At 69.6% G+C, this 11,241-nt stretch carries 12 protein-coding genes; 10 read left to right on the forward strand and 2 right to left on the reverse strand.

Annotated elements, in window-relative coordinates:
* Window positions 1-7: 7 nt before the first annotated feature.
* From VAPA_RS14205 to VAPA_RS14230, 6 genes are all read left to right on the forward strand, one after another.
* On the forward strand, window positions 8-955 hold the full coding sequence (locus tag VAPA_RS14205; protein WP_021007472.1) for a 5'-methylthioadenosine/S-adenosylhomocysteine nucleosidase: 948 nt from the start codon (window positions 8-10) through the stop codon (window positions 953-955).
* Window positions 952-2,547 (forward strand): ABC transporter ATP-binding protein, encoded by a 1,596-nt coding sequence (locus VAPA_RS14210; protein WP_021007473.1) that lies wholly within the window; start codon window positions 952-954, stop codon window positions 2,545-2,547. Before VAPA_RS14205 ends, VAPA_RS14210 begins: the two co-directional genes overlap by 4 nt.
* Window positions 2,547-3,608: an ABC transporter permease gene (locus VAPA_RS14215; RefSeq protein ID WP_196232573.1), complete on the forward strand. Its 1,062-nt coding sequence runs from the start codon at window positions 2,547-2,549 to the stop codon at window positions 3,606-3,608. The genes VAPA_RS14210 and VAPA_RS14215 overlap by 1 nt, the downstream gene beginning before the upstream one ends.
* Window positions 3,605-4,528, forward strand: a complete 924-nt coding sequence (locus VAPA_RS14220) for an ABC transporter permease (RefSeq protein ID WP_021007475.1) — start codon at window positions 3,605-3,607, stop codon at window positions 4,526-4,528. Before VAPA_RS14215 ends, VAPA_RS14220 begins: the two co-directional genes overlap by 4 nt.
* Entirely contained in the window at window positions 4,525-4,980 is a 456-nt protein-coding gene (locus VAPA_RS14225) for a hypothetical protein (protein ID WP_021007476.1), read from the forward strand. The genes VAPA_RS14220 and VAPA_RS14225 overlap by 4 nt, the downstream gene beginning before the upstream one ends.
* Window positions 4,981-5,057: 77 nt before the next feature.
* The gene (locus VAPA_RS14230; protein ID WP_021007477.1) at window positions 5,058-6,338 is read left to right on the forward strand and encodes an amidohydrolase family protein; all 1,281 of its coding nucleotides are present in this window, start codon (window positions 5,058-5,060) and stop codon (window positions 6,336-6,338) included.
* A 16-nt stretch (window positions 6,339-6,354) separates the two neighbouring features.
* Here VAPA_RS14230 and VAPA_RS14235 read toward each other — a convergent pair whose 3' ends face one another.
* Both VAPA_RS14235 and ompR read right to left on the reverse strand, forming a co-directional pair.
* Window positions 6,355-7,665 (reverse strand): ATP-binding protein, encoded by a 1,311-nt coding sequence (locus VAPA_RS14235; protein ID WP_021007478.1) that lies wholly within the window; start codon window positions 7,663-7,665, stop codon window positions 6,355-6,357.
* Window positions 7,662-8,384 carry an osmolarity response regulator transcription factor OmpR gene (gene ompR, locus VAPA_RS14240; protein WP_021007479.1) on the reverse strand — a complete coding sequence of 241 codons (723 nt, stop codon included), beginning with the start codon at window positions 8,382-8,384 and terminating at the stop codon, window positions 7,662-7,664. Before ompR ends, VAPA_RS14235 begins: the two co-directional genes overlap by 4 nt.
* Before the next feature lie 191 nt (window positions 8,385-8,575).
* On the opposite strand from ompR, the gene VAPA_RS14245 reads away from it, so the two are divergent.
* From VAPA_RS14245 to VAPA_RS14260, 4 genes are read left to right on the forward strand one after another with little or no spacing between them, the layout of a single operon-like run.
* Window positions 8,576-9,022 (forward strand): hypothetical protein, encoded by a 447-nt coding sequence (locus VAPA_RS14245; protein ID WP_021007480.1) that lies wholly within the window; start codon window positions 8,576-8,578, stop codon window positions 9,020-9,022.
* 23 nt (window positions 9,023-9,045) lie between these two features.
* The gene (locus VAPA_RS14250) at window positions 9,046-9,336 is read left to right on the forward strand and encodes an EF-hand domain-containing protein (protein WP_021007481.1); all 291 of its coding nucleotides are present in this window, start codon (window positions 9,046-9,048) and stop codon (window positions 9,334-9,336) included.
* A 1-nt stretch (window position 9,337) separates the two neighbouring features.
* Window positions 9,338-10,198: a sterol desaturase family protein gene (locus VAPA_RS14255; RefSeq protein ID WP_021007482.1), complete on the forward strand. Its 861-nt coding sequence runs from the start codon at window positions 9,338-9,340 to the stop codon at window positions 10,196-10,198.
* A complete protein-coding gene (locus VAPA_RS14260; protein WP_021007483.1) occupies window positions 10,195-11,109 on the forward strand; it encodes an alpha/beta hydrolase in 915 nt (304 codons plus the stop codon). The genes VAPA_RS14255 and VAPA_RS14260 overlap by 4 nt, the downstream gene beginning before the upstream one ends.
* The last annotated feature ends 132 nt before the right edge of the window (window positions 11,110-11,241 follow it).

The following is an 11,241-nucleotide window of genomic DNA, read 5'->3' on the forward strand; positions in this document are numbered from 1 at the left end:
GAGGCCGATGACGATACGCTGGCGTTCTCTTCTCGCGGCCGGCGTGCTGGCCTTCGGCCTCGCAGGTTGTGCCGACGTCTACAAGGGCCCCGACACCGGCACCAGCAGCAGCGTGCGGCTGGACGACACGCCGCGCATCGCGGTGATCTCGGCGTTCCAGCCCGAGCTCACGCTGCTGCTGAACCGGCTCCAGGGGCCGGCGAAGCACAGCGCCAACGGCGTCGAGTTCACCACCGGCACGCTCGAAGGCAAGCCGGTCGTGCTGTTCCTTTCCGGCATCAGCATGACCAACGCGACGATGAACACGCAGCTGGCGCTCGACCGCTTTCGCGTCACCCACATCGTGTTCAGCGGCATCGCGGGGGGCGTGAATCCGCAGCTGCATGTGGGCGACGTCACGGTTCCCGCTCAATGGGGCCAGTACCTCGAGGTGCTGATGGCGCGCGAAACAGCGCCCGGCAAGTTCACCGCGCCGCCCTTCATCACCGATGCCACGCTGCCCAACTTCGGCATGATGCATCCGCGCCCGGTGGAAGTGCGCTCCGCGGCGCATCCGCAGATCGTGCGCAAGTTCTGGTTCGAGGCCGACCCCAGGATGCTCGAGGTGGCGCGCAGCATCCGCAATGTCGACCTGGCGAATTGCAGCGCCGGCAAGTGCCTGGCGCGCAAGCCCCAGCTCGTCATCGGCGGCAACGGCGTCTCGGGCCAGGCCTTCATGGACAACAAGGCGTATCGCGAATACACCTTCAAGACCTTCCAGGCCAACGTGCTCGACATGGAAACGGCGGCCGTGGGCATGGTGGCCTACAGCAACGGCGTGCCCTACATCGCCTTCCGCTCCCTCAGCGACCTTGCGGGCGGCGGCGAAGGCGAGAACGAGATGGGCACCTTCATGGGCATTGCGGCCGACAACTCGGCCAAGGTCATGCTGGCGTTCCTGGCTGCGTGGAAGTGACCGGCGCCCCTGTTCTGCGCCTGCGGGGCATCACCAAGCGCTTCGGCTCCCTCGTCGCCAACGACGCCGTCTCCCTCGACCTGCACGCGGGCGAAGTGCTTGCGCTGCTGGGCGAGAACGGCGCAGGCAAGTCGACGCTGATGTCCATCCTGTTCGGCCACTATGTCGCGGACGAAGGCAGCATCGAAGTCTTCGGCGCGCCGCTGCCGCCGGGCAATCCCAGGGCGGCGCTGGCCACGGGCGTGGGCATGGTGCACCAGCACTTCACGCTGGCCGACAACCTCAGCGTGCTCGACAACGTGATGATGGGCACGGAGCCGCTCTGGCGGCCGGTCTCGCGCCGGGCGGCTGCGCGCGCGAAGCTGCTCGAGGTGGCACGGCGCTTCGGCCTGCCGGTGCAGCCCGACGCGAAGATCGGCAGCCTCTCGGTCGGCGAGCGGCAGCGCGTCGAGATACTGAAGGCGCTGTACCGCGGCGCGCGCATCCTGATCCTCGACGAGCCGACCGCCGTGCTGACGCCGCAGGAAAGCGAAGCCCTGTTCGCCACGCTGGTGCAGATGGTGGCGCAGGGCCTGTCGGTGATCTTCATCAGCCACAAGCTGGGCGAGGTGCTGCGCGTGTCGCAGCGCATTGCGGTGCTGCGCGGCGGCAAGCTGGTGGCCGAGGCGCGCACGGCCGACACCACGCAGGCGCAGCTCGCGCTGTGGATGGTCGGGCATGCGGTCGAAGCTCCGCAGCGCCGGCCGGCCAGGTCGGTGGGCGATGCGGTCTGCGTGCTGGACCACGTGAGCACTGCATCGGACAAGGACCGGGGACAGAACCGGCTTCGCGAGGTGTCGCTCACGCTGCGCGCCGGCGAGATCACCGCCATCGCAGGCGTCTCGGGCAATGGCCAGGTGGCGCTGGCCGAACTGCTGTGCGGCACGCGCCGCGCCACGTCGGGCACGGCCTTGCTGATGGGCCGCGCGTTGCCGCCCTCGCCCGCCCGGCTGGTGCAGCGCGGTGTGGCGCGCATTCCCGAAGACCGGCACGCGGTCGGCGTGGTCGGCGACTTGCCGGTGTGGGAGAACGCGGTGTCGGAGCGGCTGCGCAGCCCCGTCTTCTCGCGCTGGTCATGGTTCGTGCGGCGTGCGGCCGCGCGGCTGCATGCCCGGCGCATCGAAAAGGCGTTCGACGTGCGCGGCGCGGGCCTGATGGCGCCGGCCCGTTCGCTTTCGGGCGGGAACATGCAGAAGCTGATCCTCGGGCGCGCACTGCTGCCGCCGGAGCAGGAGGAGGACGCGGACAACAGGAAATACCCGACACGCGCGCCGCGCCTGATCGTGGCCCACCAGCCGACCTGGGGCCTCGACATCGGCGCCGTCGCCTACGTGCAGCAGCAGCTCGTCGCGGCGCGCGATGCCGGCGCGGCAGTGCTGGTGATTTCCGACGATCTCGACGAAGTGCTCGCGCTCGGCGACCGCGTGGCCGTGATGCACGGTGGCCACCTCGGCGAAGCGCGCCCGGCCGCGGCGTGGACGCGCGAAGCCATCGGGCTGGCGATGGCCGGCGCGGCGCCGCCGCAGCAGCCACCCGCGGGAGCCACGCCATGATGCGGCTCGAACGACGCCACGAAAGCTCGCGCACCGCGCTGGTGCTGGCACCCATCGGTGCGATCGTGTTCACCATGGCGATCAGCGCACTGCTCGTGCTCTGGGCCGGCGCGCCGGTCGGGCGCACCTACGCGCTGTTGCTGCAGGGCGGCTTCGGCTCGGTGTTCGCGTGGAGCGAGACGCTGACACGCGCGATTCCGCTGATCCTCACCGGGCTGGCCGCCACCGTCGCCTTCAAGGCACGGCTCTTCAACATCGGAGCCGAAGGGCAGCTGTTCGCAGGTGCCCTCGCCGCCGTGGCCGTGGGCGGCATGCATGGCGGCACCGGTTTCGAGCTGTCGCCCTGGCTGCTATTCCCGCTGATGATGCTGGCCGCCGCCGTGGCGGGAGCCCTGCTGCTGCTGGGCCCGGCGCTCATGAAGAACAAGCTCGGCGTCGACGAGGTGGTGACCACGCTGCTGATCAACTTCATCGTGCTGCTCGGCGTGTCGGCGCTGCTCGACGGGCCGATGAAAGACCCGAGCGCCATGGGCTGGCCGCAGAGCGTGTCGCTGCAGTCCGACCTCGAACTCGGCAAGCTGGTCGCCCAGACGCGCGTGCACACCGGACTGCTCTGGGCCGTGTCGCTGGCGGTGATGGTGTGGGCGATCTTCAAGTACACGGTGCTGGGCTTCGACATCCGCGCGGTAGGCGCCAATGCGCGCGCCGCAGTCTTTGCCGGGGTGCCGGTCACGCGCACCGTGGTCATGGTCGCACTGCTCTCGGGTGCGCTGGCCGGATTGGCCGGTGCCATCGAAGTGGCGGGACGCACCAGCTACGTCACGCTCGACATGTCGCCGGGCTACGGCTACACGGGCATCGCGATCGCGATGCTCGCGGGCCTGCATCCGCTGGGCGTGATTGCCGCGGGCGTGTTCGTGGCGGGCGTGCTGGTCGGAGCCGACACCATGAGCCGCGCCGTGGGCGTGCCGACCTACATCGCCGACGTGATCGTCGCCGCCTCGCTGGTCGCGGTGCTGGTGGCGACACTGCTGACGCAATACCGGGTGCGGATGAAATGACCGACCTGCTCGACATCCTCGCCAATCCCTCCTTCTGGGTCGCGGTGCTGCGCATCGCCACGCCGCTGATCCTCGGCACGCTCGGCGTGCTGCTGTGCGAGCGCGCGGGCGTGCTCAACCTCGGCATCGAGGGAATCATGGTTGCGGGCGCCTTCACCGGATGGCTCGCGGTGTTTGCCGGCGCGCCGCTCTGGGCCGGCGTCGGCGTCGCCGCGCTCACCGGCATGGCTTTCGGGCTGCTGCATGCCTTTCTCACCGTGGGCCTGGCGCTGTCGCAGCACGTCTCGGGGCTGGGCATCACGCTGCTGGCCACCGCACTCAGCTATTTCGGCTACCGCGTGAGCTTTCCGAAGGTGAACACGCCGCCGACCATCGCGCCCTTCGCGCCGATGGAGTGGCTGCCGGTGCCCATCCTGAATGCACAGACTGCGCTCACCCTTCTCGCTCTGCTGCTGGTGCCGGCCATCGCCTGGGTGCTGTACCGCACGCCGCTCGGGCTCGCCGTGCGCATGGTGGGCGAGAACCCGCAGGCGGCCGAGAGCCAGGGCGTGTCGGTCGCGGCCACGCGCACCGGCGCCATCGTGGCGGGTTCGGCGCTGATGGGCGTGGCCGGCTCCTTCCTCACGCTCTCCGCCTTCAATGCGTTCTTCTTCAACATGGTGAACGGCCGCGGCTGGATCTGCGTGGCGCTGGTGGTGTTCGCCTCATGGCGGCCCGGCAAGGCCCTGCTCGGCGCGCTGCTGTTCGCATTCTTCGATGCGCTGCAGTTGCGGCTGCAGCAATCGGGCGACGCCGTGCTGCCCTACCAGATCTACCTGATGCTGCCGTACCTGCTGTCGATCCTCGCGCTGGTGCTGGTGGCGCGCAAGGCCAGCTATCCGCAGGCGCTGATGAAGCCCTATCGCAAGGGGGAGCGTTGACGACGAAGACAATCGCTGCAACGTTGCTCGCGGCTGTGCTGTCGCTTTGCGGCACAGGTGCATACGCGCTCGGCAGCGACTACGGCTACGACACCTTCAAGACGCCCGACGCGGTCAGCTGGGTACAGCTGTGCGGCACCTGGGGCAAGGACCATCGGGGCACCTACCGGGTGGTCCATGCGGATCAGTACGCGCAGTCCTTCCTCTATGTGCAGTGGATGGCGCGCGATGCCAATGGCGGCCTGCATGCCGAGCACACGGTGGCGATCGCCGAACTCGACAACGACCATGCCGAGATCGCGCTCACCGACCTCACCTGCCGCGCCACGCCGCGCGGCATCGTGGTGACGGCGAAGGCGACGTCCGGGCATGACGACAAGCTGCGCCGCGTGACCATCGAGGTCGGACCAGCGCCGGGGCAGTACCGCTATCGGGCGCAGCGCACGCGCTGAGCAAATCTCCCTCGCGGTCACCTGCGCTGCGCATACGACCGAAAATCCCCTGCATCCGCACCTCGGAGCCCCTCACGATGCTCGACCTCCTCATCACCAACGCCACCCTCCCCGACGGCCGCACCGGCATGTCGATCGCCGTGCAGGGCGGCCGCATCGCCGAAGTCACCGCCGGGCTCGACGCACCGGCCCTCGAAAAGCTCGATGCCCAAGGCCTGCTGCTCGCACCGCATTTCGTCGACCCGCACTTCCACATGGATGCCACGCTGAGCTACGGACTGCCGCGCATCAACCAGAGCGGTACGCTGCTCGAAGGCATTGCGCTGTGGGGCGAACTCAAGCCGCTGCTCACGGCCGACGCACTGATCGAGCGTGCGCTCGCGTATTGCGACTGGGCGGTGGCCAAGGGCCTGCTGGCCGTGCGTTCGCATGTGGACACGAGCGACCCGAGCCTGCTCGCGGTCGATGCGCTGCTCGAGGTCAAGCGCAAGGTCTCCCCATACCTCGACCTGCAGCTCGTGGCCTTTCCGCAGGATGGCGTGCTGCGCTCCGAGGGCGGCGTCGACAACCTGAAGCGCGCGCTCGACAAGGGCGTGGACGTGGTCGGCGGCATTCCGCATTTCGAGCGCACCATGGCCGATGGCGCCGCCAGCGTGAAGCTGTTGATGGAGCTTGCGGCCGGGCGCGGCAAGCTGGTCGACATGCATTGCGACGAGTCGGATGACCCGCTCTCGCGCCACATCGAAACCCTGTCAGCCGAGACCTGGCGCCTCGGCATGCAGGGCCGCGTGACGGGCTCGCACTGCACCTCGATGCATTCGATGGACAACTACTACGTGAGCAAGCTGCTGCCGCTGATCGCGCAGAGCGGCGTCAGCGTCGTTTCCAACCCGCTCATCAACATCACGCTGCAGGGCCGCCACGACACCTACCCCAAGCGCCGCGGCATGACGCGCGTGCCCGAGCTGATGGCCGCCGGCGTGAACGTCGCCTTCGGTCACGACTGCGTGATGGACCCGTGGTATGGCATGGGCTCGGGCGACATGCTCGAAGTGGCGCACATGGGCCTGCACGTGGCGCAGATGACGAGCCAGGCCGGCATCCGCCAGTGCTTCGAGGCGGTCACCACGAATGCCGCGCGCGTGATGCACCTGGAGGGCTACGGCCTCCAGGCAGGCTGCGATGCGAGCTTCGTGCTGCTGCAGGCCCGCAACCCGGTCGAGGCGATCCGGCTGCGCGCAACGCGGCTCAAGGTGTTCCGCAAGGGCAGACTGCTCGCGGAAACGCCGGCGGCCACGGCCGCGCTGCATCTGCCGGGCCGCGGTGGCCACACCGGCTGGATGATCCCGAAAGCCTGACCGACGCAGCGAGCGCTCAGGCCGGCGCCCGCGGCAGCACCACGCGGGCTCTCAGCCCGCCGCCATCGGCCGGCAGCAGCTCGAAGCGCCCGCCGTGGGAGCGCACGATGCGCTCCACGATGGCCAGACCCAGACCTGCGCCCGCCGGGCCGTTGCGTGCGCCGCCCGCCCGGTGGAACGGCTGCTTGAGCATCTCGGCCTGCCCGGGCGCGATGCCGTCCCCCCCATCGATGACCTCGAACCACACCTGAGCGCCGTCGGCACCCAGATGCAGTTGCACGGGCGGGCGGCCGTGGCGGCATGCGTTTTCGATCAGGTTGACCATCACGCGGCGCATCGCCTGCGGCCGCATGGGCGCGGCAGGCAGGCCGCCGTCTGCTTCGACCTGCACCGACTCGCCGTGGTCCCGCATGGCGGCGCGCACCTCTGCCGCAAGGGCTGCCAGATCGACGTCCACCAGGGGCTCGGCCTGGTCGCCCCGCGCGAAGTCGAGAAACTGCCCGACGATCGCATCCATTTCCTCCACGCTGCGCGTCATGCTGCTCACGAGCTCGGGCTCCATCCGGTCGCGCAGGATCTCGACGCCCAGGCGCAACTTGGTGAGCGGCGTGCGCAGATCGTGAGAGATGCCGGCCAGCATCAGGGCGCGGTCGCGTTCCGTCTGCCGCAGGCTGCCGACCAGCTGGTTGAAACTGCGGCTCATGGTTGCGACTTCGGTCGGCCCGTCCTCGGGCAGCGGCGCGGGTTCCCGGCCCGCGGCCAGCGTTTGCGCTGCCTGTACCACGCGCGCCAATGGCCGGTTGAGACGGTGCTGAAACCACAGGGCGCCCAGCAGCGCGAGCAGCGCGCTGCCCACCGACACGGCCAGCCAGGCACCGGTGAATTCGCGCGCGGGTAAGACACCCGGCATCACGATCCAGTGATCGCCGCCGTCGAGCGTGAGCCGCAGTGCAAGGCTGCCGCCCGCCTCTCGGCGCCAGACTGCTTCCACCCCCTGCTGCGCAACGCGCGCCGACACCGCACGGACGAAGCCGCGCTCCAGCGGCGTGAGCAGCACGCGCATTCCCTCGCCCGCGGGCTCGTTGCGGTCGGCAAGTGCACGCTGGTTGAAACCCGCGACAAATCCCGCCCGCTGCGCGGCCGGCAACGCCGCTAGGCCGGCGCGGATCGCCCCCACGTTGCGCGCCACGCTGTCGGCAATCTGGTCGAGCCGCGGCTTCAGCACCATCTGGCGCACCAGCAGCGCACCGCCGATCTGGCCCAGCGCAATCAACACCACGATCAGCAGTGCATTGCGGCCGAACAGGCTGCGCGGAAGGAGTTTCATGGGACAAGGACGTAGCCCACGCCCCACACGGTGCGGATGTGGCGCGGCTGCGAGGAATCGTCTTCGATCAGCTTGCGCAGGCGCATCACCTGCACGTCGATGCTGCGGTCGGTGGCCTCGTGCTCGCGGCCATGCGCGAGTTCGATCAGGCGATCGCGGCCCAACGGCCGATTCGGATTCAGCGCCAGCGCCTGCAGCAGGGCGAATTCGCCGCCGGTCATGGGCACGGCCTCGCTGCCGCCCTCGCCTTCACGCTCGAGGCGCCGCTCCCCCAGGTGAAGCGTGAAGATCCCGAACCGGACGCTGCCCTGTTCGGGCATGGGGCCAGTGTGGGCGCCGAGCATGCGCTGGCGCCGCACCAGGGCCTGGATGCGCGCCAGCAGTTCGCGCGGGTTGAAGGGCTTCGGCAGGTAGTCGTCGGCGCCCATCTCGAGGCCGATGATGCGGTCGACCGGATCGCCGCGCGCGGTGAGCATCAGGATGGGAATGGTCTCGCCCTGCGCACGCAGCCTGCGGCAGACCGCCAGGCCGTCTTCGCCCGGCATCATCACGTCGAGCACCAGCACGTCGAAGCGCTCGCGCGCGAGCAGCTTGTCGAGCGGCTGGGCACTGTCGACGGTGCGCACCGCATAACCCTGGTCGCCCAGATAGCGCTGCAGCAGCGCACGCAGGTCGGCTTCGTCGTCGGCAATCAGGATGCGGGCGAGCGCGTCGGTCATGCGGAGGATCGTAACGGGCTCCAAGGTCCCCGGAGGCGCCGTAAATCATGACAAACGATGACAGCGCCCGCGGGCGCTCACGGATTGTCATGAACGGCCTCGACGCAGCCATGGTTGGCTCACACCTCGCGGCCACAGTCGCATCCACGGCAACGCGAGGTGCGAAGCCGGCATCGCAAGGAGTACCGCGCATGAACCACATCCTTTCCCTGTCCACCCCCTGCGTCCTGTCGGCTGCATTGCTGGCGGCCGGTTTCACGCCCGCCGATGCCGAAGCGGGCAGCCGGCGCGTGGTGCGCCCCAATGCGGCCGGCGGCACCACGGCCACCGCCGCGGGCGCATGGCACGGTCCGAACGGCGGCTACGCCTTGCGCGCCGGCGCCACCTCGGTCAACCCCGATGGCTCCGCCAGCCATCGCAGCGGCCTCTCGGCGGCCGGCAGCCGCGGCAGCGTCCAGAGCAGCGGCAGCGCGACGCGCGACGCCTCGGGCCAGGTCACACAAAGCCGCAGCAGCGTCGCCACCAGCGCCACCACCGGCAACAGCGTACACAGCAGCACCAGCTACGGCACCGGCAGCGGCGTCACGCACACCGCAACCTGCTACAGCGCAAGCGGCGCAGTCATTGCCTGCCGTTGAACGGACACGAGAACGCACGCCCCATGAAAACCCGATGCACATGGCTCCTGGTGCTGGCAGCCAGCTCCTTCGCCGCCTGCGCGCAAACAGCCGACGCCTCTCGCACGGCCCAGCTGCGAACCGAGCTGCACAAGCGCTTCGCGGCCGCCGACAGCAATACCGACGGCCGCCTCACGCGCGACGAAGCACGCGGCAAGATGCCGCGGGTCTACCGCGACTTCGATGCCATCGACAGCACGCGGGCCGGCGCCGTGACGATGGCGCAGATCGAGGCCTACGCCGCTGCGCGGCCGCGCAGCGGCCGGAGGCCATAGCATGTCTTTCGACACGGTCCGGTCGTCGATGGGTCCCGAGCTGGCGCCCTGGCTCGCGGGACTGCTCTTCTTCGTGCTGGCCGCAGCCACGCTCGAAGGCCTGGTCCAGAGCTTCGTGCGGCGCCGCTCCTACGATTGGCGCGCCTACGGCGCCTCGCTGGCCGATGCGGTGGGCCGGCGTGCCGTCGATGCGGCGGGGCTGTCAATTGCCGCGCCTGTGCTGGCCTGGGCGCATGCGCATCGCGTGGACACCATCGCGCTGTCGACGCCCGCGGCCTTCGTGCTGCTCTTCGTGGGCCAGGAGTTCTGCTACTACTGGTACCACCGCGCGGCGCACCGGGTGCGCTGGTTCTGGGCCACGCATGCCGTGCATCACTCGCCCAACGAGTTGACACTGGCAGCCGCGCTGCGACTGGGCTGGACGGGCAAGCTCACCGGCACCGCGCTCTTCTTCGCACCGCTCGTGTGGCTGGGTTTTCCGCCACTGGCGGTGCTGGCCGCGCTCGCGGCCAACCTGCTCTACCAGTTCTGGCTGCACGCGCCGTGGATGCCGCGCCTGGGTCCGCTGGAATGGATCTTCAACACGCCGACCCACCACAAGGTGCACCATGCCTCGAACCCCGAGTACCTCGACCGCAACTATGGCGGCGTGCTGATCGTGTTCGACCGGCTGTTCGGTACCTTCGTGCAAGAGCGCGCCGACGTTCCGATCCGCTACGGACTCACTACCCCGCTGCGCACCCACAATCCGTTGCGCATCGCCTTCCACGAATGGGGGCGCCTCGGGCGCGACCTCTGGAGGGCGAAGGGCTGGGGCGCAAGAATTTCGATCCTGCTCGGTCCTCCGGGAGTCTCCTCGTGAAGCGTCTGCCGATGGTCTGCATGGCATTGCTGCTGGCGCTGCCGCCGGCCGTGGCGCAAGAGGCGGGTCCGACGCCGTCGACCACCAACGTGCGCCTGCTCGCCGACATGCCCTATGGCCCGGACGCGCAACAGCGCATGGACGTCTACCTCCCACAGCAGCCCCGCGGCGCACCCGTGCTCGTGATGGTGCACGGCGGCGCCTGGATGTTCGGAAACAAGGGCGCGGCCTCGGTGGTGGACCGCAAGGTCGAGCACTGGGTACGCGGGCAGGGTTTCATCCTGGTATCCGTGGGCTATCGATTCGTGCCGCAGGTGACGCCGCTGGAACAGGCGCAAGACGTCGCCCGCGCAGTGGCCGCAGCGCAGGCCCATGCGGCTTCCTGGGGCGCCGACCCTTCGAGATTAGTGCTCGTTGGGCATTCGGCCGGCGCACATCTGGTGGCGCTGATCGGCGCCTCGTCTGCCATCGCGCGGCAACAAGGCGCCCGCCGCTGGCTCGCAACGGTTGCGCTCGACAGCGCCGCCCTCGACACGGTGGCGCTGATGCAGCGCCGCCACCTCCCGTTCTACGATCGCGTGTTCGGCAACGATGCGGCGCTCTGGCGTGCGGTGTCGCCGACCGAAACACTCGCGCCGGACGCTCCGCCGATGCTCCTGGTGTGCTCGACGCAGCGGCGCGACGGCTCCTGCGCGCAGGCGCGGCAGTTCGCCGCGCGCGTGGCCTCGGCCGGTGGCCGGGCGGACCTGCTGCCGCTGGATCTCTCGCACGCGGCGATCGATGCCGAACTGGGTCTGCCTGGCGCCTATACCGCCGACGTGGACGCGTTCATTCGATCGGTCGACAAACCTGCCCGGCCGGCCACTCGATCACCGCCTTCATCGCAGGCGCCGAGCGTCGAGGCGCGGTAGGCCGCGGCATCGGCGGCCTGACGCGGCGCAGGCTGCAACGCGCCGCAAGCCGCCAGCATCGAGACCATGAAACCGGCGACCAGCATTCGGCCATGCGCGGCCATGCGCGGCCATGGTCATGCGGTCGACCGC

This window comes from Variovorax paradoxus B4 (genome assembly GCF_000463015.1).
In the GTDB taxonomy this organism is placed as follows: domain Bacteria; phylum Pseudomonadota; class Gammaproteobacteria; order Burkholderiales; family Burkholderiaceae_C; genus Variovorax; species Variovorax paradoxus_E.

Coding starts and splice junctions, on each gene's coding strand:
- VAPA_RS14205 (WP_021007472.1), top strand. CDS start 8: ATGACGATACGCTGGCGTTCTCTTCTCGCGGCCGGCGTGCTGGCCTTC.
- VAPA_RS14215 (WP_196232573.1), top strand. CDS start 2,547: ATGCGGCTCGAACGACGCCACGAAAGCTCGCGCACCGCGCTGGTGCTG.
- VAPA_RS14220 (WP_021007475.1), top strand. CDS start 3,605: ATGACCGACCTGCTCGACATCCTCGCCAATCCCTCCTTCTGGGTCGCG.
- VAPA_RS14230 (WP_021007477.1), top strand. CDS start 5,058: ATGCTCGACCTCCTCATCACCAACGCCACCCTCCCCGACGGCCGCACC.
- VAPA_RS14235 (WP_021007478.1), bottom strand. CDS start 7,665: ATGAAACTCCTTCCGCGCAGCCTGTTCGGCCGCAATGCACTGCTGATC.
- ompR (WP_021007479.1), bottom strand. CDS start 8,384: ATGACCGACGCGCTCGCCCGCATCCTGATTGCCGACGACGAAGCCGAC.
- VAPA_RS14245 (WP_021007480.1), top strand. CDS start 8,576: ATGAACCACATCCTTTCCCTGTCCACCCCCTGCGTCCTGTCGGCTGCA.
- VAPA_RS14250 (WP_021007481.1), top strand. CDS start 9,046: ATGAAAACCCGATGCACATGGCTCCTGGTGCTGGCAGCCAGCTCCTTC.
- VAPA_RS14255 (WP_021007482.1), top strand. CDS start 9,338: ATGTCTTTCGACACGGTCCGGTCGTCGATGGGTCCCGAGCTGGCGCCC.